Genomic DNA, 23,673 nt, shown 5'->3' on the forward strand with positions numbered 1-23,673 from the left:
TATTGCAGGGTTGAGCACCAAAAATGCAGGCTTCAGTCTCTTTTTTTCAAAAGATGGCCATTAGCTCCGCTCATTTGTTCCCAAAAAACTCAAATGGAAAACAAGTTTAAGTCGTTGACTGTGGCCATTATTCTTTTCACACTTCTAATGTCATTGAAAGGATTTGGGCAAGAGAAAGTAACCTTGAGTGGTTATGTACGTGATGGCTCCTCCGGTGAGGACCTGATAGGGGCTACCGTTCAGGTGGCTGGTACCACTACCGGTACAGTTACCAACGTATATGGTTTTTACTCGCTCACCGTTCCGAAAGGAAATTATACCCTCCAGGTAAGTTTCGTAGGGTATGACATCTATTCCGTGGAGAAAAATATTACCTCCAATGAAACCATAAGCATTGAACTGGCGCCCTCCGTTGAACAACTGTCAGAAGTGGTGATCACAGGAGAGGCTGAAAATGCAAATGTGGTCAACAATGAGATGAGTGTTGTAAAACTGGAGCCTAAAACGATCAAAGAGATCCCTGCGGTACTGGGAGAAGCCGATGTGATCCGGTCCATTCAATTGCTCCCTGGCGTCACATCCGTTGCTGACGGTGCATCAGGGTTTAATGTAAGGGGCGGGGCAGCAGATCAAAACCTCATTTTACTGGATGAAGGGATTATTTATAACTCCGCTCACCTCCTCGGGCTGTATTCCGTAGTGAATCCGGATGCTATTAAAGATGTAAAACTTTACAAAGGCGGAATTCCCGCCCGATACGGCGGCAGGCTGAGTAGTGTGATGGACATAAGGCAGCGAGAGGGTAACGCCAAAGAGTTTAACGGAGAAGCAGGCGTCGGATTGATATCTGCACGGGCATTGGTAGAAGGACCTTTGATCAAAGACAAAAGTTCCTACATGATCGCCGGCCGCAGGTCTTACGGAGATGCTTTTTTACAATTGGCCGGAAACGATAATATTGCCTATTTCTATGACCTGAATGTAAAAGCGAACTATACCGTCAACGAAAAAAACCGCCTGTTCCTATCAGGATACTTTGGCCGTGACAAGTTTGAACTGGGAAGCATTTTCAGTAACAGTTGGGGGAATACTACTGCTACCTTACGTTGGAACCACCTTTTTTCAGATAAACTGTTTGCGAACTTTTCAGGTATTTATTCTAACTACGATTATTCCATAGATCAGTTGACCACCGGCGCTGAATTCAATCGTAAATCCAACGTGATCACCTATAATATAAAGGGTGACTTCAGCTACTTTATCGATAATAATAACTTGCTCGAATTTGGAGCGGATAATAAATGGTATGAATTCAGGCCAGGAGAAATAACGCCCATTGAAGGCTCCAGCATCATTGCCACGGACCTGGACAGAAAATTTGGCCAGGAGTTAGGGGCCTACCTGAGTTACGAGCGTAAGCTGGGTAAGCTTACTTTTAATGCGGGACTTCGTTACTCCATGTTTTTACGACAAGGCGAGCAGGATATCCCTATCTATGCCAATGACCAGCCTGTTGTTTACAACGCCGCCGTCGGACGTTACGAAGATGGGGAGATCATAGGGACCACCGGCTATTCATCCGGTGATAACATCAGTGATTTTTACAATTTCGAGCCCAGGTTTTCTACTACCTATGTGCTGAATGATAACAACTCTATAAAGGCCAGCTATAACCGGTTGTACCAATACCTTCACCTTATCTCCAATAGCAACTCACCTACTCCATTGGACGTTTGGGCGCCGAGCGGTCCTTTCATAAAGCCACAGCAGGTAGACCAGGTGGCATTGGGGTATTTTAGGAATTTTTCGAACAATGCCTACGAAGCTTCCATTGAAGGTTACTATAAAGAGATGGATAACCTGGTAGACTACGTAGACGGCGCCGACCTGCTTACCACCAATACCCTGGAAACAGAGATCCTGTCAGGCACCGGGCGTGCTTATGGGCTGGAGCTGTATGTGAAAAAGAACCGGGGTAAGCTAACGGGCTGGGTAAGTTATACCTTATCGAAAACAGAACGAAAAGTGAGCGGTGTTGGTCCGAATGATCCCGGTATTAATAACGGTAAATACTATGCCGCTAACTATGACAAGCGAAACGACCTTTCCGTAACAGCCATTTACAAACTCAATGACAGATGGTCCCTTTCAAGTAATTTTATTTATGCTACAGGCCCACCTACCACCTATCCCGTTGGGAGGTACGAGTATGCAGGATTGATCATACCACAGTTCGAAGACAGAAATCAACAAAGACTACCCGATTACCATCGGTTGGACATATCCGCTACGCTGAAAGGAAAAAAACGGCGGTGGAAAAATGGTGGCCATGAGTGGGTCTTTGGGTTTTACAACCTGTATAACCGGGCGAATGCCACCAGCATCTACTTTGTGGAAGACGAGGATATTAAAGGCCAGTCGAAAGCTTTCAAAAGTTATCTCTTTGGCATTACACCAAGCATTACTTACAACTTCAAATTCTAAACCAAGTATCATGAAAAAAATAGTTATAAGCACTGTAGCCCTGTACCTGTATTTAATGCTTACCGGGTGCGATAAAGAAGTAGACGTTATCCTACCTTCCACTCCTAACCGGTTGATCATAGAGGGACGTGTGGAAAAAATTATAGGAGAAAGTAATTATGAGCAACATATCACGCTAAGCCTGTTAAATGAATTTTTTGATCAATCGCAGACACCAAGGGTGAGTGATGCTACCGTAATGGTAAGGGACAGTCGTGGCAATAATTACATGTACACGCAGGATACCAATACTCCAGGCAGGTATTTCAATACTGAGTTAAAGGGAGAGGTAGGTGAAACCTATACCCTATCAGTGGTTTGGGATGGCCAGACTTTTGAAGCCACGGAAACACTAATGGCTGTGGCAAAATTAGATACGGTCTATCAGAAATTTGAAGAAGAAAATGCTTTTGAAGACGGGGGGATCAAACTGGCCATAGACTTTACAGACCCTGTGGGTGATGATAATTATTACTTTTGGGAAGTTTTTTCCGACGGCGTAAACCTTATGCAGCCTGACCCAGGCAATAGCGGTAATGTGATAGCCAGGGACGAATTTTGGGACGGTCAGAAAATAGAAGGCTATTTTCCTAACGAAGAAAAGGTATTTGAGCCAGGCGATGAGGTGCTGGTGAGGCACATTGGGGTGTCCGAAGAAACTTATGATTTCCTTTTCCTGCTGTTTGAGCAAACCGGCCAGACCGGTCAGCTTATTGATGTACCACCGGCGTTGATTAAAGGGAATATTCGTAACTTGACTGATCCTGAAAACATTGCTATGGGCTATTTTGGCGCCAGCGAGGTAGATGAAGAAATTTTGGTCATTACGGAACGATGATGAAGGACATACTTCTGGATAGGAGATATTGGGCATACTATCTTTTCACTGCTATAGTGGTGGCCAGTATGCTCCTGTTAGAAGACCTTCTGGAAGGTGAAAATGACTATGGCCCTATGTTAGTGGAGTATGTAACTGACATCCCCATATTTGCCATGATCACTGCTGTTATCAGTATGTTGGGTTATCACATTATTACGATTTTGAATGAGCATTTACCCTGGGAAAAGGCCCTGTGGAAGCGCTTTATATTTGAGATCACCCTGGTGGTACTCATCGTCGTGCTATTTACCGTAGTGGGGTCACTGTTCGTACGGCATTTTGAGATTATGCCGGAGGACGTGGACGATGACCTGGGGTTTGAGATATTAGCGCTTATCATGTTCTTCATCAGTACTTTTATGATCTTCGGCTTCCATGAGTTCATGATATTAAGTACCGATAAACAATACCTGCAATATAAAGCGGGTGTATTGGAGAAACAGAATTATCTTATCAAATACGAAGCGTTAAAGAGCCAGATCAACCCGCACTTTTTATTCAACTCGTTGAATGTACTGTCCAGTCTTATCTACCAGGACACAGCGAAATCTGATCAGTTCATTAAAAAGTTTTCGGATGTGTTTCGGTATGTACTGGAGCTTAACCAGGAAAAGCTGGTACCTGTAAAGCACGAATTGAAATTTCTGGACTCATATTTCTTTCTACAGAAAATCCGTTATGGTGATCATCTTATTATGAAAAAAGCGATAGATGCTGAGGCATTGGACAAATACATACCGCCACTTACGCTGCAATTAGTGGTAGAAAATGCCATCAAGCATAACGTCATTTCCAATGAACATAAGCTTACCATTGTCATTGAAAGTACTGTGGATGAATTGGTGATCAGCAATAATTATCAACATCGGGCTAACTTCAATGGCTCAACGGGTATAGGACAAAAAAACCTGATCGAAAAATATCAACTGCTTGGCGAAAAGCTACCGGATTTTTTTCTGGAAAATGATCGCTATGTGGTCAGGTTACCTATTATGAACGAACTGGCATGGAAAGAATTCTGATTATTGAAGACGAGCAACTGGCTGCAGATAAGTTGAAAATGCTCATCAATAAGATTGATCCCACCCTGGAAATAGTCGGGGTACTGGGGACCGTGGTTGACAGCATCAAATGGCTAAGCAACCATTCTGCCGATCTTATCTTTTTGGATATCAACCTGGCAGATGATATCAGTTTCAAGATCTTTGAACAGGTAGACCTTGATACCCCCATCATCTTTACTACCGCCTACGATCAATACGCAATAAAGGCATTCAAACACAATAGCCTGGACTATGTACTGAAACCCGTTACAGAAGAAGAACTGAGGGGAAGCCTGGCCAAGTATGAAAAATATAAAACCCGTAACCATGACTATGGCAATAAACCAAAATCCCTGTTTGACGAATATTTAACTCCGCAAGTTTACAAAAGCCGTGTACTCATTACTTATGGTGGTAAAAGCAGGAGCATAGAAACCGAAGATATTGCCTACCTGTATTCTTTTGAAAAAGGCACTTACCTTACCACCCATGAAGGAAATACCTACCTGACCGATGACACGCTGGAAACACTGGAAAAGGTGCTGGACCCCAAGGTCTTTCATCGTTTAAACCGAAAGTACCTGGTAAACATCAAAGCTATCACGGAAATACACCGGTTTTCTACCCGCCGACTTAAAGTGGACCTGGTGCCATCACCTCCATTTGACGCCATAGTATCTGCTGAAAAGATCACGGATTTTAAAAAGTGGCTAAATCAGTAGAAGCCAAGTCATGCGAACAGGAATGACTTACATAGCTGATTAAATCTTATAACGCTCCCTGTAGCAGCACTACCATTCCACATAGCGAAAGTATAGCCTATCTCTGGTAAAAGACTATATTAAAGGTTGCCAGGAGTTGATGAATAATTGTCCTAATGGTCCATATCATCTCTTTGAAATATCAGCGATTAAGAGGCTTCTTTTTCTACTATCTCCCAGATACGGTCTACCCAGTCCACATGCTCCCATTTCATAAGACTGGAACGTAGACATGTAACTTGCTCCCGGTCTTTTTTTATGCTTCCCCAATGGTCCGGAAGCAGGCGCGTTGGATAATTGAAAAGTGCCAGGTGTATGTTTTGCGCCGCGCATTTCTGAAAGAGCGCTTTACTTCGTTTACTAATCTGGCTTAGCGATTCATCTTTAGGCGCCCAAATAACAATATCCGTTTCCGGCATATGCAGAGGAACGAAATTATTATTGTCCGTTATTTTGGAATAAAGGTCCATGGCCGCTTTGTGGCAGTTATTCATACCCTGGCCCATTGGCCCATCAGCAGTTAAAGGAAATAGTTGTAGTGTGGCCCAAAGCGCTACGGCTGAAGCCCCTGCCCTCGAGCACTCCAGACTTATTTCTCCCAAATGCAACTCTGCCGAGGTAAAATAGGTATAAGGCGAGTCATGCTTGTAAAAGCGTCCCACTTCAGGGTCTTTAAACAAGATACAGCCACATCCGTAAGGTTGGAGCCCATGTTTATGTGGGTCCACTACTATGCTATTGGCATAAGAAATGTTATTGAAATGTTCCTTTACCTGATTGTCCAGCGCCGTAGATAGGGTAAAGTAGCCACCGTATGCGGCATCTATATGAATTCTAAACCCATACACTTTCTGCAATTCCAGAATATCGGTCAAAGGGTCTACAGATCCTGTTCCTGTGGTGCCTAATGTCACCACCACAGTTCCTACGTCGCCTTTTAATAGCAGATCCTCCAACGCTTTCAGGTGCATTCTTCCCAAAGTATCACACGCCACTTTTTCAAAAGGCAGGCCTAATACACCGGAAATCCGCTCGTGTGTATAATGAGACAGTTCGGAGGCCACTATCTTTTTTTCAGGATGGACCTTTCCGGCCACCCATAACGCTTCCATATTGGCTATGGTGCCCCCGCCTGTCAGGTGACCCAGGTAATTTTTCCAGCCAAACATTTCAGCCATTTGACTTACGGCTTCCTTTTCCATAGGAGAGCTGGCCTTGCTTCCGTCCAACGCATGGTTATTAGGGTTGATGTACATGGCTAGCGCGTAGGCCATTCTGGCCACTGCATGTGGTGGCTTTAACATCTGCCCGGCATACTGCGGATGGAAATAAGGGTAGTTGTTTTGCATTTTTCGGGCTACCTCCAAAAGAATTTTTTCCACATCTCCCCATTTTTCATTGGGATTCCATTTTGGCAATGAAAACCCTTCCTGTAGCCTTGAAAGGGACTTTTGCAGTATCTCTATTTCCTTTTTATCAAACATACACGCTGCTCTTTTGCCTAAGTTAAGTAACGCATCATTGTTAATTGGAACAATCTTTGGTTTAACTGCCATGAAATCAAACAAAAAGCGCCATGAACTATTTGACGATATTACCAGGATTGTTGTTGATCATAACATTTAGTGCTTGCGAAGGTCCTGAAGGAATTCCCGGACCCCGAGGCCCGCAAGGAGCTGCAGGCGGTGATATAGGGTTTGTTATGGAGTGGGTCAACGTAGATTTCACTGCGTCAAATGAATATAGGGACAGGCTTGCATTTAGTGACTTTGAATTTGAAGCGCTTGAATCAGATGTGGTGCTGGTCTTTTTCAGATGGTCACCGCCTTCTGCAGAAGATGAAATATGGAGACCACTACCGCAGACCTTAATAGTAGAAGAAGGGCTATTACAGTATAACTACGACTTTACCCTATTTGATGTAGAAGTGTTCATGGATGCTGATTTTAACTTGAACACATTACCTGCCGATGATACCGATGACTGGGTAGTACGTGTAGTAGTGGTACCAGGAGAGTTTGTAGGAGGCCGTAAAGCCGCCAGGACATGGACTTACGAAGAGTTGGTAGACAAATTTGATTTGCCGGAACCGGTGAGTATGTAGGGAACAGCAAATAAGGCAAATGCACGATTCAATGAGCTGAGTTTTCGCGTGCATGAAAAGTTAGATATAAATAAATTATTGAGGAAGGTGTCTCAAAAGGGCACCTTCTTTCTTTTTTCTTAGACGCTTTGAACACCCAAAAGGATTTGTTGGGGCAAGTTCTCCTTTAGTGCTATAAATGATTCGATTATACGCAACCTCCCAGCAATAAGTAGTTGGTTTTGATACGCTTATGTATTTTTCAAAAACTTTTTACATGAGTTAAATGTCAGTAAATCAGATATTTTTGAAAAAAATAAGTAACTATATATTAATGTATACAATGTTTTAAATTATTAAGATAGTATATTATCATTAAATTTTCATATATTGAAAAATATGTCTATAAAACGCTTTAATCATGTTAAAACCAACTCAAATTTCAGTTTGGCTGATAGCTTCTATATCAGCCTTTTTTGTATCATGTGAACAGGATTCACACGATAGTCTTCAGCAGCAGGGTAAACTAACCGTTAACCTGTCCCTGCCTGACCAGGTGAAAACCGAAGGTAGGTCATCCGGTAATGTCACACCGGCCAGTATCCTTATTTCTGTGGAAGGAACGACTAACCTAACCCTTGAAAAGATCAGTTTATATCCTTTTGAAGACACCTACGTTAGCGAAGCCATTGCACTATTGGAAGGCAGCTATGAGCTTACGGATTTCCTGGTACTCAATGATCCCGATGAGGTGATTTATGCTACGCCCAAATCAGGAAGTGAATTTGCTTCAGTAATAGATGTACCTTTACCCTTAGGCTTTGAAGTTTCAGGAAATAGTGTGACAAAGATTGAACCTGAAGTATTGAGTACTTTGGATACGAGCCCCGATAAATACGGCTACAGCACTTTCGGGTTGAACGTAGTGGAGACTTTCCTGGTAGCTGCGATAGGGAATGGTGATTTAGTGGAAACTGATCTGCAGATCTGGTCAGGTGGGAGTAAGTTGACCACTGACGCTTTGAATCCGTCTACCAATCGCCTTGCCATACCCTCCGGCTATGATGAGTATACCCTTATCATAGAAAAGCAGGGTTATGCCCGTTATAAGAAAACATTTAGCCTGGCTCAAATGAAGGCGTTTAATGATGAGCCTTTGATTATTCATTTAAAGCCGGCTTTGACTATTACACTCTTTAGTCCGTTTGATGAGTACAATGATCTTAAAATTATCTTATTTGAAGCAGGCACCTTATACATTGATTATTCAGATTACCAACCGGCTGATACTATTGAGTTTGAGGCCATGGAATGGATCGATATTCCATGCCCGTCGACCGATGACCATTATTTTGTGTCTATCACAGGTGATGTGGACAAAATACAAAGTTTAGATAATGACTATAATCAAAGTACAAGAGGAATTAACCTTGACCATGCAATAAATCTGAAATCACTGCTCATAAGTGCGGTTATGGATAATATCACCTTCAAAGCAGGCTCGAAAATAGAAAGGCTTTTTCTCTTTGGCGGTAAAATCAATACCATTGACATCTCAAATATCGTTCACCAATTAGTCCTATTGGATATTTCTGAAGAAAACGGAACCTCCTCTAAAATGATAAGCAAGATGCTCTATGAATCCTTGCAAGTCAATCCCAGGTTTGGGGGTTCACTCTATCTTTATTTTAATGCTTCTGCCAGTGATGAAGATAAAAAATATATGGGGTTAATCGAACAAGAGTTTCAATGGTTTGTCTCATTCGACTAGATCATAACCCCTGGAGTTAAGGAACCAGAATAATCAGAAGATACAGCCTTCCTGAAGGAGCTATTTATTTGAGTAGCTCCTTTTGTTTTTCCCGGATACGTTATTCACCAAAAAGAATATGCCGGTTCAGGTTTTCCTCTAACGACATAAAGGATTCGGTCATCTGTATACCCTCTATGGTTAGTATCCGGTTTTGATAAACTTCTCTAAAGTGCGTGGAGTCTTTGGCATGTACTTTAATGAATACCCCGTACTTGCCGGTAATATGATGTATTTTGACTACCTCGGGTACTACCTTTAATTGCTCTATCACTTCTTTATAGGAAGAACTTTCCTTTAAATATATTCCAACGAACATGGTAAGTTTCCAGCCCATTTGTGCATAATCCATGCTCAAAGTGGTCCCTTTTATGATACCCATGTCTTTCATCTTTTTCATTCTAAGATGGACTGTTCCCCCTGAAATATTGGAGCGTTTTGCTACCTCAGTATAAGCCATCTGTGCATCTTCCGACAGTAGTGCTAATATCTTAAAATCTACTTCGTCAAGTTTCTTACTCATTTTCTTGCTGCTTTCCTTTTGACCTTAAAATTCATGAAAAATAGTATGTTATGTAAGACTGCCTTTTACTTCGAATCAATCCTAAATACGCCCGCAGTATACGTAATATCTTTTTTCTTTACAAGTTGATGCAAAAACCTGATTCTTCTTTGAAAAATTTTTAATTAAAACACTGTTTTTTTAAAAAAATTAAAAAAATGATGATTTCAGCGGATTCTCTCAATTTTCTAAAATTTTAATTATTCGAAAGCCGAAATTTTCATATTGTCAAATTTTCACACGTAAATTTTGGTTCTCATATAATCTGCTTAAATGCGCGGTTTGTTTCCCGGCCTTTCACAGACCTCGCCATTTTCATTTACCAAAACAGCCTGTTATCATTGTAATGCATATCGATAGCAAGTATCAGATACTTTGAACTTAGGAACTACACACCCTGTAGTACTCCGCGGATGAGTGAAGCACGCTTCATGATCACCCCTGTATTTTACATTTTATTAATCCTTAGCTTATGAAAAAACTATTACTATTAACAGTTTTCATGTCTTTCACTCTCTTTGTTGTGGCACAAGACATAACCGTTAGCGGTAAAATTACAGACGATAACGGCAGCGCCATTCCCGGTGTGAACATAGCGATAAAAGGCACGGGAAAAGGAACGTTAACTGACCTGGATGGGAAGTATTCTGTAAAGACCACTTCTGATGCTACTATAGTTTTCTCTTTTCTTGGATACAAAACCCAGGAAATAGAGCTTGAAGGTCAGAGCACATTGAATTTAAGTATGGTTGAATCAACCCGGGAACTGAGTGAAGTAGTGATCCTGGGATCAAGGTCACAGGGCAGAACTAAACTGGAGACACCCTCTCCTGTGGACGTGATCAAGATCGATGAAATGAGTCAAAACATGCCTCAGATGGATTTAGCTCAGATGTTAGTAGCTACAGCGCCTTCTTTTAACGCGGTGCGTTCTCAAGGTGGCGACCTGAACTCTCATGTGGATCCCCCTACCTTGCGAGGTTTGGCGCCGAATCAGATGCTGGTACTTATTAATGGCAAAAGGCGTCATACGTCAGCGTTGCTAAATGCTTCGCAAACCGGGTCTTCGGCTAACGCTGTAGATATGAGTTTTATTCCTGCCGCCGCTATTGAGAGGGTGGAAATACTGAGAGATGGAGCGGCGGCACAATATGGTTCAGACGCTATAGCCGGTGTTATGAACGTTATTCTTAAAAAAGGCTCCGGTAAGCTTACCGGTAGCCTCACTATGGGTGGGTACCCGAACTACGCACCTGATTTTGGCGATTCCGATCTTACAGAGGATGAATTATCTCTTACAAGAGAGACGGATCCTGATGGGTTTAACTACCAATTCGCGGCGAATTACGGGTTTGATTTCAAAAACGGAGGCTATCTCAGCCTGACCGGCTTATTGCGACAAGATAAACGTACAATAAGACCTACTGTACTTGCTTTGAGTCGTTCCCCGCTTTACGACAATACTTACCTCAATAATGAAAGAACGGACATCAATGGAAACCCGATCATTACTAACCCGGAATTGGTAGCTGCTTTGGCAGACGGCAATACAGCCCTGGCTTCCGAGCTAACAACGGTTGAAGGTCTGATGAATGCCAGGGGAATAGACCAACTGGATGTAGCTACTTATGCCGGTCAGCCGGCCATTAACCTGGGAGGCATGGCATTTAACCTCGGATTGCCCGTCTCTGAAGACATTGAGTTTTATGCCTACGGAGATATTGGCTATAAGCATGTTGAGGGATTTAGTTGCTTTTACAGAAGGGCAGGACAGACAGATCGCTCCAATTTTGATCTTTATCCTAATGGATTTCGTCCGCAGATCTACACAGATCAGGCTAATACCGCCTTTACTACAGGTATGTCAGGAAAGTTAGGCGACTACAACTTTGACTTCAGCAATACTTTTGGCCGCAATGCCATGCGTTTTGGTATGTTCAATACCTTCAATGCCAGCCTGGGCTCTACTTCGCCGATAGATATGGACCTGGGAAAACACTCATTTATACAAAATACGGCTAACGTGGACATCTCAAGGTATTTTGATGATGTGTTATCCGGGTTAAATGTTGCTGTAGGTACTGAAATGCGTGTTGAAAACTATTCAATAGAAGCAGGGCAGCCTGAAAGTTATGCCGCCGGAACTATAGGAATTTTCACAGCCACAGAAGATAATCAGCTGTTAATAGGTCCCGATGGGTTTCCCCTGGAAGACCTGGGGGCTAACCCGATCGTCGATGAAAACGGTAACCCTATGGTATTGGAACATGCCGGCGTCAGCCAGACTATTGTTAAAAACTACTCGCTCAATAACCAGTGTTTCCGTGGTTTTGGTCCGGAAAATGAAAGTAATGAGTTCAGAAGTGTGACAGCTGCCTATGTAGATGTGGAGTTAGATGTTACAGAGAAATTTTTGATTGGTGTAGCAGGCCGGGCAGAAAACTACTCTGACTTTGGAGAAGTTTTAACCGGTAAAGTGACCAGTCGCTATTCAATTACAGATGATTTTGCAGTTCGGGGCTCATACAGTAGCGGTTTCAGAGCGCCTTCACTTCAAGAGCTGAACTATTCTCACACGTTCACATTTTTCGTGGATCTGGTACCTTTTGATGGTACTCAATACCCAAATAACAGTACTGCTGCACGTGTAATAGGCATTGGGCCGTTGCAAGAAGAAAAGTCTACCAATATCAGCTTTGGGTTTGCGGCCAAACTATTTAAGAAACTGGACCTGACAGTTGATGCCTATAAGATTGACATCCGCGATCGCGTTTTTTCTACGTCAGAATTTGATGCTGGTGAAGCGCCTGTCCTGGAGCCGGTGATTGGAGCAGGGTTGGCCAGTTTCAGAATAAACGGTGGTGATATCAGCACACAGGGAATCGAGATAGTAGCGAATTATGGCACCCGGCTGGGGGCAGGAAACCTTGATGTGACGCTCTCAGGAATTTTCCGGGAAAATAAATTTGAAGGAGCCAATGTTCCTGATCTTAACACCAACTTAACAGACGATGAGTTAAGGGATAAATATGTTGACCGGGGTTCCATAGGACAGTTTGAAACAGGAACGCCCAATACAAAAATGATTGCTTCGGCCACCTATACCATAGGTAAACTCTCCACCATGATACGCAGCTCTTACTTTGGCCAGGTAGTGGACCGAGATACCAGAACAAGGACGTTATTGGACGGAAGTGAAGGCTTTGCCGATCAAACTTTTGATCCCCAGAGTACCATAGACCTCGGTATTACCTACAATGTGACGCCAAACATTAGAATCACGGTAGGTGGAAATAACATTTTCAACAAGTACCCGGACATACGTCGTTTCGAAAGAAGGACTTTCTATCTCTATTCCAACTATCAGCAGGGTTCGGCAGGTGCTTACTACTTCGGTAGAGTAGGGTTTACATTTTAATTGCAAAAGAAAAGAAGATGAAAAAATATTTACGGAATATACTCATACTAATTGCGTTGGTGACTGCCGTTTCATGTGAGCAGGAGACGTTAGACCCCATTACTACAGCAGCTCCCGGGGGCGGTACATTGTCAAATTACGTGGCTTACTCTGTTGACTCAATTACCGGCCAACAAACCAACGTCCATGGACGTGTGGTATTTTGGAAGGACAATCTGAGCAGGACCCTGGTCCAGGTGTCACTTTATAATACCGTCGCAGATACCTTTCACCCGGCCTTTTTTGTAGAAGGGGCCATAGGAAGTGGTGCCGGTATGCTTACTGAACTTCATATGATAGATGGAAACAAAGGTGAACTGGGAACGAATAAATTCTTTGTGATCACCGATACCGAATACTTCGATACTATCACTGAAAAGGACATGCACATCGCTATTTATCTCAGCGCTTCTGATAATACCATAGTATCAGCGGGTAACCTAGGAGCTAATGCAAGTCCTGTGGACCAATCCAATTAACCTACATAAACAAAACGAGATGATGAACAATACAATAAACAGAAGAAACTGGTTGAAAGCCGGTCTTATGACCGTCGGAGGAATAACAGTGGCACCTCATATGAGTCTTGGCGAGATGGCGAGGGCTCCCTTAAAAAGAGATGCCGAGGGCAATTTTTTATATAGCCCGTTTTTTAAAGAATACATTCATAACCCATTTCCTGAGCCTAAAAAGATCCTGGCCCGGCTGAATGCAAATGAGAACCCTTATGGCCCATCGCCCAAAGCGCTTACCGCCTTGAAAGACGTGGCCCACAAAGGGAACCGTTATGCCTGGCGAGAACTTTTCGACCTTATGGAAAAAATTGCCACTAAGGAAGGGGTGAGTGCTGAGAATATCATGATGGGGCCTGGCTCTTCTGATCTATTGGAGAAAACAGGCATGGTACTGTTCCTTGAAGGGGGTAACGTGGTTTCTGCTGACCCATCGTATATGTCACTGGTGAGAGTGGCAGAAGCTACCGGTGCGTCCTGGAAAGGCGTCCCATTAAAATCGGATTGGTCACATGACTTAAATGCCATGGAAAAAGCCATTGATTCCGACACTAAGCTGGTTTACATATGTAACCCTAACAATCCTACCGGCAGCATGACAGCCCATTCCGAGTTAGTAGATTTTTGTTCCAGAGTAGCAGACAAAGTGCCTGTATTTGTGGACGAGGCCTACCTGGACTTTCTGGAAGATGCTGACAAGAAAAGTATGGTATCTCTTATCAATAAGGGTAAAGACGTGATCATAGCCCGAACCTTTTCCAAGATCTATGGCATGGCAGGTTTGCGCGTAGGGTACGTGGTGGCCCAGCCTGAAACATTAAAAAAGATACAAAAAATCACCCGGGGAGGTATGGGCATAGCTTACCCGTCCATCTTTGCCGCTTCCGCCAGCATGGATGATGCTGAATTTCAGGTTAAATCCAGAAAGCTGAATGCTGAATGCCGCGAATATGTCTATGAAAACCTGGAGAAGATGGGATATGAGTATGTACCTTCTTCTACCAGCTTCATTATCTTTCCCATAGAGATGGAAGGCAAAGCATTTTTAGAGAAAATGCAAGCCCAGCAAGTAGGAGTACGGGCTTTTGAGATCAATGGTGGCGACTGGTGCCGTGTAAGTATGGGTACCATGGATGAAATGAAGCTATTCATAAAAGCATTTGACAAAGTCGTAGGTTGATTGTCAGCGAGGCACTGGAAGTTGGGAGGGACTTATCCCTCACCAACTTCCGTGTGCCAAGCAATCCGGACCTACTATCACATGATAAGCTCATCGCTTAACAAACCACTTTACTGTATCAATTACATTATACAATACTATCACTTAGCAGAACATGAATGAGGCGTTGCAAAAAACTTTAGGACTTTTATTGCTCATACTGTTGGGTTTGGTCCTTCAAAAAAAGATCACTGCCCGGGAGCATCTAAAAGGAATAAAAGTGCTTATACTGAGTGTGGCCCTTCCTGCCACCATTTTTGTGGCTTTATTGAAAATAGAGCTCGACAGAACAATGATGCTCCTGCCTTTATTGGCGTTGTCCTTTAACTTTTTAATGTTACTGGCTTCACGGTATGTACTGGGTCTTTTTGGAGTGGAGAAAGGATCTTCCAATTTGCGTACGTTAATGATGTTATTGCCCTCTTTAGCACCCGGCCTCTCCTGTTTTCCTTTTTTAATTGAATACCTGGGGGATAATGCATTGGCCATGGCAGCCCTGGCAGATGTTGGGAACAAAGTTTTCGTATTGATCTTACTATACATTCTGGCGATGCATTGGTATCATTTGTACGCAGTTGATAATGTGCCCAGGTCCAATAAGAATAAGCTGAAAGGGTTATTGATCGCCATGTTTAACGAGCCTATCAATATGGTCATTATCATAGCCATGGTGTTATTGGGTTTTGGGATCAACCTGAGTACTTTCCCCGCTTTTCTTGAGAATACCATTTTAAGAATGAGTGTGATGATGACGCCGCTGGTGCTGTTGTTCATCGGTTTGGCTGTCAGAGTCAAATGGCATGAACTGAAGTTGATCTTTTTTTTATTGACATGGCGTGCCGGGATCACTTTCTGTCTGAGTGCGCTGTTTATCTATAGTATGCCCGAACTAAGTGCTTCTATGGCCTTGCTGGCAGTGGTTTTCCCGCAAAGCTCTTGCAGTTTTTGGCCTTTTGCCCATATGAGTACCGTAAATACTATGGAAGAGACTAACAGGCCCAAAAGCCCCACTTTTAACATTAATTTTGCGCTTTCAATACTCGCATGCTCGCTTCCCTTTTCTACCACGCTAATATTGGGAGTATTCTCCTTTACCGAATTTTTTATGCACCCATTACATTTGGTAATAATAGGAATGGTATTGACGCTTGTTTCCTGCATCCCGTTCCTTTTGAAAAAGCTTAAGGCTACGAGGTCAGGTAAACCCGGTCTGGGTGATTTGACGGTGTTATCCGGGTTTACGGAAGAAATTGAACCGGAAAGAGCTTCTTAGCCTTATTCTTTTAGCTAGGTACGTTATCAGCATTAATATTAATACCCATTTTCTGCATCAGCTTACTGGCATTGAAGCTATGGCATACGCCTTTGGAAAGTTTATAGTCGAATAAGATCTCGTCATCCTTTACCATACTGTTAAAGCTGTAGTTTTTCACAGAGGTAAGTTTGTGTTCCAATTGTCCGAGCTCCAGGTCATGCGTAGAAATGAGCCCAAAGGATTCCGTCCCGGAAAGTTGTTTGATCAACGACGCTGAGCCAAGATGGCGATCTTTTGAATTGGTCCCCTTCAGTATTTCGTCAAGCATGAACAATACAGGTATGTCCTGGTCTTTGATGAGCTGAAGTAATTGCTTAATTCTTTTCAATTCTGCGTAGAAAGATGATACATGTTCTTCGAGGTTGTCCTGCGTGCGCATGCTGGTAAATACCTGCATACGTGATAAGCTCATCTCTTTTACACACACAGGTGCTCCGCACAGTGCTAAAACCACATTAATACCTAAAGTTCTTTGAAAAGTACTTTTACCGGACATGTTTGAGCCGGTAATGACCGCGATACTTCCCCGGCCTGATATTTCAAAATCATTTGTCACTCTTTCAGAGCTATGAATTAGAGGGTGACCCATATTTTTCACATTGATCTGATATGTACCGGGCAATATTTCAGGGAAAACGTAAGCTTTATTCGCATATCCCAAACCGGCCAGGCTATTCAGTGCCTCAAAAGTGCCAATGTGATCAAACCAAATACTAACGTCATGTTCGTTTTTCTTTTTCCAGCGTTCCGTAGCCCTTACCAGATGAATGTCGATCAGAAAGATCAGGTCGAATAGAATATAAAACATATTGGCCCTGGAATTTAGAAAATCAAGCACTTTCTGAAGCTTCAATATGGAAACAGAGGCTTTAAAGTTTTCATGACAAAAAGATGACTGGAGGCCTTTCAAATAAATGTCATGAAAGCGGACCTCTTCAATTTTTTTAATAAGTCTGCTATATGATTTTAGCAGACCTACATTCGAAGAGGTGTCATCTGTAATCTGCTGAATGTGTGGCAGTACTTTTTTCAATAACAACCCATTGAGTACCAGAAATGCCAATACATAATAGATGCTGAGTCCGATAGCAATATTCAATGTAATGAGCAATACCACGGCCAGCGGCATGAGGTAGGAAGCCACGGCATACCATTTATCACCTTTTAAAACAGAAGGTGCAGCTATCCATTTTTCCAATCTGTCAATGTCTCTTTTTTGATCTCTGTCATGAAGCCCTAATGCCTGGAATTCCTGCCTCCACTCCATTAAAGGGACTAACTCCTTAACAGCCGTCTGGCGCTCCAGAATAGCCTGGTTGTTTGCTGAGGTCTTAAGCCATTCGGCCAATTTCAATTTTCCCGAAGGAGTAGAAGAGCGATTTAATAATTTGAACAAGGAGTTTGGCCCGAAAATGTCGAGGTCACCTATGTATGGATGTGTTAAGTCCACGTGCTCTTCACCGCCGTCAAAGCCAGAAAGATCTCCTTTAAGCCTTGACACCTCAGCGTTGTTAATTTCCACCAGAAATTTGAATTGGTCCCTTTCAAATTTTATACGATTATGGTAATTGATCAGGGCACCAAATAGCACCGGAAAGATAAGTACACTGACACCCAATCCATAACCTATCCCTGAATTGGCAAACAGAACGGCAACCACCAGAAAAACTATAAACAGGACAATCCTGATAATAGCAATCCGGTTATAACCAGCACGATATATGAGATATTTTTTTTGAAGATCGGCGGCCCTTTCTTCAAAGCCCGTTTCATCCATTTTTTGTTCTTTTAGTCACTGGCAATATTAGTATATTACAAGTATGAAAACTTACATTTTACTTTGTTTTACCCTGGTCAGCAGTTCAATTTTCGCACAACCTAATGCTAAAAAGCTGACCGAGTGGAGTGCCGGGGCCACATTAAGTGGTATGAATGAATTGAAAGAATATCTGAGTATTCCTAACAATGGATTATATGCTGATCATGTAGAAGACAATATGGTATGGACAGAAGAAGCATTTGCACGCCGTGGATTTGAAACTAATAGGATACCTACTGAAGGAATGCCTTTGTTACTGGCATCGTCGATGGTCAGGAAGGCTGAAAAAACCGTATTAATCTATCTCCAGGTGGATGGTCAACCCGTGGATAGCTCTAAATGGCAGCAGGAAAGCCCCTATATACCTGTTTTAAAAGAACGAGTTGGGGATGAGTGGAAGACCATTGAATGGCCGAATACTTCAAATGAAATTAAAAATGATTCAAGGATTTTTGCCCGTTCTGCTTCCGATGCCAAAGGTCCGGTGATCATGTTCCTTAAAGCGCTGGACATAGCTCGCGAACAAAAGTTATCACCAAACTATAACATCAAGGTGATCATGGATTTTGAGGAAGAACTGGGCTCTCCAAACCTTCCTGCAGCCGTAGAGAAAAACAAAAACCTTCTTCAGGCAGATATGCTCATTATTTTTGATGGGCCTATGCACGTTTCAAATAAACCCACCTTAACATTCGGGGCAAGAGGTATTGCCACTATTACGTTGACAACGTTTGGGCCACGCGTACCGCAGCACAGCGGACACTATGGCAATTACGCGCCTAACCCTGCTCTCAGAATGGTACAGCTGCTAGCTTCGATGAAAGATGACGGCGGAAGAGTGGTCATTCCGGGGTATTACGATGACATCGTTTTAGACCCCGCTACATTGGATATATTAAGGCAGGTGCCGGACGATGAAGCACTGATCAAAAAGAAAATTGGGATTGCAGAGACAGATGCCATTGCTTCAACCTACCAGGAATCCATTCAATATCCATCGCTAAATATCCGCGGGATGAACGCCGCCTGGGTGGGAGATGAAGTACGTACTATTATTCCTGATAAGGCAATAGCAGAAATTGATGTTCGGTTGGTGCCCGAGAGTGACCCTGAAAGGCTCGTTAAACTGATCAAAGATCACATAGCCGCTAAAGGTTACCATTTTGTAGAAGGTACCCCCACTGAAGCAGAACGAACAAAGTATCCAAAACTGATTTCATTTGAATCGGAAATATCCTACCAGGCGTTCAGAACTTCTTATACTTCCGGGGTGGGTGTATGGCTAAACAGTGCTTTGGAGCGTGCTTTTGGAAAACAACCTATTAAAATTCGCATAGCCGGAGGTTCCATTCCTATTTCCCCTTTTGTAACTACACTGGGTATACCTGCTGTATCAGTACCCACTGTCAATCCTGATAATAACCAACATAGTCCTAATGAAAATATTCGGATTGGCAATTTGAGAGATGGTATTAAAACCTATCTCTCTGTCCTGACAGAAAAGCTCTAAATTTTAGTAAAAAGAGAGATGTGGAGTTTGTTGATCTGATATAAAAATAGTAATTTGTCTTAAAATTTACGACAAATGTCCAAAACCAAAAAATACCAACAAAGTGGAAAGGCCTATGCAATGCCCGAAACATCACTTACGCGTGTTGAAGAAATGGGAGTAGCCTATAGAAGCCCCTTTCAAAAAGCTTCAATAGCCAGGAAGGGGATAAACACTGAGTTTGTGGCAGACCTTATGCTATCATTAGACATCAATAAACAGGAGACTGCCCGGTTAATTGACATTTCGGCAAAGACCCTGGATCGTCACCTACAAAATGAAAAGGTGTTTAAAGGACTACAGTCCGATAGGATATTAGAGCTTGCAGATCTTTATAACCAGGGGGTCAGCGTTTTTGCATCCAGATTAAAATTTTTAAAATGGTTGGATTCGGAAGTACCTGCACTGGGTGGTACGTGTCCAAGGCAATGGCTGGATACCCAGCAGGGAATAACGGCTATATCTGATGAGCTCGGTAAAATAGAGCATGGTCTGTTCGCGTGATCGTATATCGAATATGCCAGACTTATCCGCCGGACCATGACCCACTGGATGGCGCAGGTGCCTTTAAACATGGAGGCCGATGGAATAATAAAGGTACTTATGTTGTTTATACTGCCGGGTCTTTAGCCCTGGCACGTTCTGAACTGGCCAGACATATCAACCTGGAACTGGTTCCTGAGGGCTTTCGGGTATATGAAATTGAAATACCTGATGAAAATTATGAAGAACTCAAACCGCTGCCAGAAGACTGGAACGCTGATCCGGACCCTGAGAGCACAAAAATATCAGGAGACCGATTCCTGAAAGATAAGGATCACCTTTGCATCAAAGTACCTTCCGTTTGTGACCCTTCAGCATATAATTATCTGCTCAACCCAAAAAGTAACGACTATGATTCCGTGCGTATTGTAAATCATTATGCTTTCGTTCCTTAAACCATAAGCCGATTTCCAGGTTAAAAGTATTATATGAATGTTCACCACGCGATACCGCATAATTAATGAGATTGGGCGTATGGATTTAGAGACCCTTTCATCCTTGATTTTCAGTAATAATGCGGTAGTTTTGCTACAAAAATTGTAGCATGGCTAAAATACCTGTACCAGGCCAACCTGTTCGCGGATCTAAATCGGGTGTACCTGTTATGGCGCTTCTTGATCTGTTAGGCAGAAATTGGGCTATGGGGATCATTTGGCACTTGAACGGAGCCCCTAAAAACTTTCGGCAACTACAGGCGTATTGTGAGACTGTCTCTCCCACTACATTAAATACACGCCTAAAAGAATTGCGTCATTCAGGGCTGGTGATACAGACTCCGAAAGGGTATGAACTTACAGCCCTCGGTACAGAGCTTTTGACCCTGTTACAACCCCTGGGCAAATGGGCAAAGCACTGGGCAAAACAATTTAATGATCATGTTTGAAAGCAATTCATTATTCTATTCCGGTTCCGACACCAATCGTATGGGGCATTTACGCAAAGACGAGGATGAATTGACTTCTTTGATCAACTCAAACAAAGCCAGGGTCATTCCCTATTGGCGAAAGATGCATTGGATCGCTGATAATGAGGTCAGGGAGCATGAACGTATTTCCATAGAAAGTAATGGCTTGTATGATTATGGTGTTGAACCTGTTTTTCTTGGCATACATCAAAACGTTCCTTTTTTTGCTCTTGATTTTTCGCATTATGACGAAAGAGAAGCCCTCGGAGTTCTTAGAGGAGGCCGGTTTGCCGACCTGAGAAATACACGTGAATTGAGGTACTCTACGTTGGCCTCTATGCTGGCTTATACACGAGCCCTGATGTTTTGGCATAACAGTAACGGGTTTTGCAATAGATGCGGGAGTGCTACTACAAGTGCTCAGGCAGGTCACATCCGTGTTTGCAACGCGTGCGATCATATCATCTATCCACGTACGGACTCTGCTGTTATTGTTTTGATAGAATATAGACCGGAAAAAGGGGAGCCGCTATGCCTGTTGGGCAGACATCATGACCGACAGCAGCATATGTATTCTACATTTGCCGGATTCGTTGAAGTTGGAGAACGTTTGGAAGAAACTGTGCAACGCGAGATGATGGAAGAGGTAGGTCTGCCAGTGAGTAACATCCGCTATATCACCAGCCAACCCTGGCCATTCCCTTCGTCACTTATGTTGGGATTCTACGCCCAGGCATCATCAAAGGACTTTAAACTTGATCAGGATGAGGTCAACGAAGCCCGGTGGCTTACACCATCAGAAATTGTAGACCTGGTAGGAAAAAATAAACTGATCTTATCCCGTGAGGACTCAATTGCCCGGTTTCTGATACAGCGTTGGGTGAATGAAAACCTTCCTGCCTGATAAGACCCCTCTTTTCGGAGCATGAAGTATTCTAGAAAATACCTTTATCGAACATTACCCCCAAAGTGATTGACAATAGGACCAAAAGGGCTCCTCCGATAACCAGAGCTCTTTTCAATTGGTTTCTTCGTTCCTGAGTAACGAGAGATCTGTAAAAAAGTAATTGTTTCCTACTGGCGCGTTTGAATTTGAAAAGGGTTCTTTTGGGAGCGACTTCATAGTCGTTGGCATTGTTGAAATACCCTCCCTTTTTAAGTAGCGCCCTGTTTCCTTCCAGGGACTTGTTTGCGTCATATAAAAAACCAGCGCCCCCGCTCATAGGTATTTTATACGTATTTTAATCATTTTCGGTTTGTTCCTTTAGCTGTGCTTCGTAGGCCTCTTCATCCCCATATTTATCGTCAAACAGTGCATCCAGCTTTTTTGTATAGGCCTCATTGTACTTTAACCACTGCTCGATAGCGCTGAAATATACACGAGCCACATCTTTAACCCGGCTACTGCTCTTAATGCCTCCGATCGTATAATCTTTTTTGCCTAACAAACGGATTTCATCAAAATTATCCTGATAAAGCGCTTCTGCATAAGCTATTGGCCCTTTAACCGCACGTGTAAGATAAAGGTTACGGTGATAAACGCCATCGGCCAAATCTGATTTGATCGAATATTTTTGTGCAAAAGCAAAATCATTGTCTGCCGGTAACGCGTCTACTTTTAAGTCTGTGTCCAGTGTTTTCATGATACTACTGGCAAAGACATTCGACTCCTCCAGATCATAAGAAACCAACAGCCTCAAAAGCTCAAAACGTTGGTCTATTTCATCCTTTCCATCTACCTCAAAACCCAGGAAAGACCCGGGTACGAATACCATGCTATAGTTTTGTTGAACAGGCGGGAGGTATTTATCATTATAACGTTGTCCTCCTTCACTTGCATTGTAATGGATCACCAGGGTTATGTCTGGTTTGAATTGATTAATTCTTTCTGCTCTTGCTACAAAATCTTTGTTCCTGAAGACATCATAAAACATAATGAAGTCGGTGGCATTGCCAGACAGTAAGTAGTTGAATTTTTCCCGGTTATACCATTCATTTTTGTAACCTGCTATGATGTCTTTTTTGTAATCAGTTTCCAGCCATTCATAATAATTGATACCCATGGCACTTTTTCCGTAATCGTGAGTGAGCATTACCTGGGCACCCTTCTCTTCCAACATTTCTTTCATACTCAGTGCCGTGGCGTAGGCGAGGTTAGCTTCAAAAAACTCAATATCTTTTTTCTGGTTATAATACTTCCCTTCTACTTTCATATAACGCTTTTCCAGTTCAGCTTCACCCATATTACTGGCCATATGCCCGGGATCCAGTGCAATTTTTAACCCGTTGAAGTCACTTACCGGGTACCTGGCAGGATCTACATGGGTACTTTTTATGCCATGGAAATAGTTAGAGCCCTTCCTCTTTAATATGTCAATGATATCCTCATGTGGTTCTTCTTTGAGCAACTCATTAAAGTGTGACATTTCCCGCCAATACAGGATGAATTCCGGCTTATCAATCCTTTGCGTAGTAGGATAGATATATAACCCCTTTTCATTGATCACCACATTATCCAGGCACTCTGCTTCTTTGCAAAGAAATTTTAAATTTCTGGTAGCCCGGTCTTTATAGAACTTTTTGATAGGAATAGGTTCAATGTTTTGTGCCTGAACAGACTGATAATTCAGACAAACAATGAATACTATAACAAGAGATAGTAGTGGCTTCATGGTTACGTTAACTGTTTAATG

At 42.7% G+C, this 23,673-nt stretch carries 20 protein-coding genes; 15 read left to right on the top strand and 5 right to left on the bottom strand.

Going from position 1 to position 23,673, the window contains the following annotated elements:
* Positions 1-93: 93 nt before the first annotated feature.
* Genes FNH22_RS12920 through FNH22_RS12935 form a run of 4 tightly spaced genes read left to right on the top strand, consistent with a single transcriptional unit; the run spans position 94 to position 5,168 of the window.
* Entirely contained in the window at positions 94-2,484 is a 2,391-nt protein-coding gene (locus tag FNH22_RS12920; protein WP_143398810.1) for a TonB-dependent receptor, read from the top strand.
* 10 nt (positions 2,485-2,494) lie between these two features.
* Positions 2,495-3,361, top strand: coding sequence for a DUF4249 domain-containing protein (locus FNH22_RS12925; protein ID WP_185154210.1), 867 nt, complete (start codon positions 2,495-2,497; stop codon positions 3,359-3,361).
* Positions 3,361-4,425, top strand: a complete 1,065-nt coding sequence (locus FNH22_RS12930) for a sensor histidine kinase (protein ID WP_185154211.1) — start codon at positions 3,361-3,363, stop codon at positions 4,423-4,425. Before FNH22_RS12925 ends, FNH22_RS12930 begins: the two co-directional genes overlap by 1 nt.
* Positions 4,410-5,168 (top strand): LytTR family DNA-binding domain-containing protein, encoded by a 759-nt coding sequence (locus FNH22_RS12935; RefSeq protein ID WP_143398813.1) that lies wholly within the window; start codon positions 4,410-4,412, stop codon positions 5,166-5,168. Before FNH22_RS12930 ends, FNH22_RS12935 begins: the two co-directional genes overlap by 16 nt.
* 188 nt (positions 5,169-5,356) lie before the next feature.
* Here the strand turns inward: FNH22_RS12935 and FNH22_RS12940 are convergent, their stop codons facing one another.
* On the bottom strand, positions 5,357-6,691 hold the full coding sequence (locus FNH22_RS12940) for an aminotransferase class I/II-fold pyridoxal phosphate-dependent enzyme (protein WP_143398814.1): 1,335 nt from the start codon (positions 6,689-6,691) through the stop codon (positions 5,357-5,359).
* A 92-nt stretch (positions 6,692-6,783) separates the two neighbouring features.
* On the opposite strand from FNH22_RS12940, the gene FNH22_RS12945 reads away from it, so the two are divergent.
* Positions 6,784-7,311 (top strand): hypothetical protein, encoded by a 528-nt coding sequence (locus tag FNH22_RS12945; RefSeq protein WP_143398815.1) that lies wholly within the window; start codon positions 6,784-6,786, stop codon positions 7,309-7,311.
* Between the two features lie 400 nt (positions 7,312-7,711).
* Positions 7,712-9,061, top strand: coding sequence for a hypothetical protein (locus tag FNH22_RS12950; protein WP_143398816.1), 1,350 nt, complete (start codon positions 7,712-7,714; stop codon positions 9,059-9,061).
* Between the two features lie 100 nt (positions 9,062-9,161).
* Here the strand turns inward: FNH22_RS12950 and FNH22_RS12955 are convergent, their stop codons facing one another.
* Positions 9,162-9,623, bottom strand: coding sequence for an Lrp/AsnC family transcriptional regulator (locus FNH22_RS12955; RefSeq protein WP_143398817.1), 462 nt, complete (start codon positions 9,621-9,623; stop codon positions 9,162-9,164).
* A 511-nt stretch (positions 9,624-10,134) separates the two neighbouring features.
* Between FNH22_RS12955 and FNH22_RS12960 the strand changes: the two genes are divergently transcribed.
* The 4 genes from FNH22_RS12960 to FNH22_RS12975 all read left to right on the top strand — a co-directional run bounded on the left by FNH22_RS12960 (position 10,135) and on the right by FNH22_RS12975 (position 16,123).
* Complete coding sequence (locus tag FNH22_RS12960) at positions 10,135-13,080, top strand: TonB-dependent receptor (RefSeq protein WP_143398818.1); 2,946 nt, start codon at positions 10,135-10,137, stop codon at positions 13,078-13,080.
* A 17-nt stretch (positions 13,081-13,097) separates the two neighbouring features.
* Positions 13,098-13,598: a hypothetical protein gene (locus tag FNH22_RS12965; RefSeq protein WP_143398819.1), complete on the top strand. Its 501-nt coding sequence runs from the start codon at positions 13,098-13,100 to the stop codon at positions 13,596-13,598.
* A gap of 19 nt (positions 13,599-13,617) precedes the next feature.
* Positions 13,618-14,811, top strand: coding sequence for a histidinol-phosphate transaminase (locus tag FNH22_RS12970; protein WP_370513182.1), 1,194 nt, complete (start codon positions 13,618-13,620; stop codon positions 14,809-14,811).
* Between the two features lie 154 nt (positions 14,812-14,965).
* The gene (locus FNH22_RS12975; protein ID WP_185154212.1) at positions 14,966-16,123 is read left to right on the top strand and encodes a permease; all 1,158 of its coding nucleotides are present in this window, start codon (positions 14,966-14,968) and stop codon (positions 16,121-16,123) included.
* Positions 16,124-16,133: 10 nt separating this feature from the next.
* Here the strand turns inward: FNH22_RS12975 and FNH22_RS12980 are convergent, their stop codons facing one another.
* Positions 16,134-17,942, bottom strand: a complete 1,809-nt coding sequence (locus tag FNH22_RS12980; protein ID WP_143398820.1) for a DNA mismatch repair protein MutS — start codon at positions 17,940-17,942, stop codon at positions 16,134-16,136.
* Between the two features lie 43 nt (positions 17,943-17,985).
* Between FNH22_RS12980 and FNH22_RS12985 the strand changes: the two genes are divergently transcribed.
* The 5 genes from FNH22_RS12985 to nudC all read left to right on the top strand — a co-directional run bounded on the left by FNH22_RS12985 (position 17,986) and on the right by nudC (position 21,884).
* Entirely contained in the window at positions 17,986-19,494 is a 1,509-nt protein-coding gene (locus FNH22_RS12985) for a M20/M25/M40 family metallo-hydrolase (RefSeq protein ID WP_143398821.1), read from the top strand.
* A gap of 75 nt (positions 19,495-19,569) precedes the next feature.
* Positions 19,570-20,037: an antitoxin Xre/MbcA/ParS toxin-binding domain-containing protein gene (locus FNH22_RS12990; protein WP_143398822.1), complete on the top strand. Its 468-nt coding sequence runs from the start codon at positions 19,570-19,572 to the stop codon at positions 20,035-20,037.
* The gene (locus FNH22_RS12995; protein WP_143398823.1) at positions 20,034-20,471 is read left to right on the top strand and encodes an RES family NAD+ phosphorylase; all 438 of its coding nucleotides are present in this window, start codon (positions 20,034-20,036) and stop codon (positions 20,469-20,471) included. Before FNH22_RS12990 ends, FNH22_RS12995 begins: the two co-directional genes overlap by 4 nt.
* Positions 20,472-20,620: 149 nt before the next feature.
* Positions 20,621-20,959: a helix-turn-helix domain-containing protein gene (locus FNH22_RS13000; RefSeq protein WP_143398824.1), complete on the top strand. Its 339-nt coding sequence runs from the start codon at positions 20,621-20,623 to the stop codon at positions 20,957-20,959.
* Entirely contained in the window at positions 20,952-21,884 is a 933-nt protein-coding gene (gene nudC / locus FNH22_RS13005; RefSeq protein ID WP_185154213.1) for an NAD(+) diphosphatase, read from the top strand. Before FNH22_RS13000 ends, nudC begins: the two co-directional genes overlap by 8 nt.
* Before the next feature lie 31 nt (positions 21,885-21,915).
* Here the strand turns inward: nudC and FNH22_RS13010 are convergent, their stop codons facing one another.
* A complete protein-coding gene (locus FNH22_RS13010; protein WP_143398826.1) occupies positions 21,916-22,203 on the bottom strand; it encodes a hypothetical protein in 288 nt (95 codons plus the stop codon).
* Between the two features lie 18 nt (positions 22,204-22,221).
* Positions 22,222-23,652, bottom strand: a complete 1,431-nt coding sequence (locus FNH22_RS13015) for an N-acetylmuramoyl-L-alanine amidase (protein ID WP_143398827.1) — start codon at positions 23,650-23,652, stop codon at positions 22,222-22,224.
* Positions 23,653-23,673 lie beyond the last annotated feature (21 nt).

The organism is Fulvivirga sp. M361 (assembly GCF_007097395.1).
In the GTDB taxonomy this organism is placed as follows: domain Bacteria; phylum Bacteroidota; class Bacteroidia; order Cytophagales; family Cyclobacteriaceae; genus Fulvivirga.

Bases quoted from the DNA above. Each gene is read 5' to 3' on its own strand.
- FNH22_RS12920 (WP_143398810.1), top strand. From the start codon at position 94: ATGGAAAACAAGTTTAAGTCGTTGACTGTGGCCATTATTCTTTTCACA.
- FNH22_RS12925 (WP_185154210.1), top strand. From the start codon at position 2,495: ATGAAAAAAATAGTTATAAGCACTGTAGCCCTGTACCTGTATTTAATG.
- FNH22_RS12930 (WP_185154211.1), top strand. From the start codon at position 3,361: ATGAAGGACATACTTCTGGATAGGAGATATTGGGCATACTATCTTTTC.
- FNH22_RS12935 (WP_143398813.1), top strand. From the start codon at position 4,410: ATGGAAAGAATTCTGATTATTGAAGACGAGCAACTGGCTGCAGATAAG.
- FNH22_RS12940 (WP_143398814.1), bottom strand. From the start codon at position 6,691: ATGTTTGATAAAAAGGAAATAGAGATACTGCAAAAGTCCCTTTCAAGG.
- FNH22_RS12945 (WP_143398815.1), top strand. From the start codon at position 6,784: ATGAACTATTTGACGATATTACCAGGATTGTTGTTGATCATAACATTT.
- FNH22_RS12950 (WP_143398816.1), top strand. From the start codon at position 7,712: ATGTTAAAACCAACTCAAATTTCAGTTTGGCTGATAGCTTCTATATCA.
- FNH22_RS12955 (WP_143398817.1), bottom strand. From the start codon at position 9,623: ATGAGTAAGAAACTTGACGAAGTAGATTTTAAGATATTAGCACTACTG.
- FNH22_RS12960 (WP_143398818.1), top strand. From the start codon at position 10,135: ATGAAAAAACTATTACTATTAACAGTTTTCATGTCTTTCACTCTCTTT.
- FNH22_RS12965 (WP_143398819.1), top strand. From the start codon at position 13,098: ATGAAAAAATATTTACGGAATATACTCATACTAATTGCGTTGGTGACT.
- FNH22_RS12970 (WP_370513182.1), top strand. From the start codon at position 13,618: ATGATGAACAATACAATAAACAGAAGAAACTGGTTGAAAGCCGGTCTT.
- FNH22_RS12975 (WP_185154212.1), top strand. From the start codon at position 14,966: ATGAATGAGGCGTTGCAAAAAACTTTAGGACTTTTATTGCTCATACTG.
- FNH22_RS12980 (WP_143398820.1), bottom strand. From the start codon at position 17,942: ATGGATGAAACGGGCTTTGAAGAAAGGGCCGCCGATCTTCAAAAAAAA.
- FNH22_RS12985 (WP_143398821.1), top strand. From the start codon at position 17,986: ATGAAAACTTACATTTTACTTTGTTTTACCCTGGTCAGCAGTTCAATT.
- FNH22_RS12990 (WP_143398822.1), top strand. From the start codon at position 19,570: ATGTCCAAAACCAAAAAATACCAACAAAGTGGAAAGGCCTATGCAATG.
- FNH22_RS13000 (WP_143398824.1), top strand. From the start codon at position 20,621: ATGGCTAAAATACCTGTACCAGGCCAACCTGTTCGCGGATCTAAATCG.
- nudC (WP_185154213.1), top strand. From the start codon at position 20,952: ATGTTTGAAAGCAATTCATTATTCTATTCCGGTTCCGACACCAATCGT.
- FNH22_RS13010 (WP_143398826.1), bottom strand. From the start codon at position 22,203: ATGAGCGGGGGCGCTGGTTTTTTATATGACGCAAACAAGTCCCTGGAA.
- FNH22_RS13015 (WP_143398827.1), bottom strand. From the start codon at position 23,652: ATGAAGCCACTACTATCTCTTGTTATAGTATTCATTGTTTGTCTGAAT.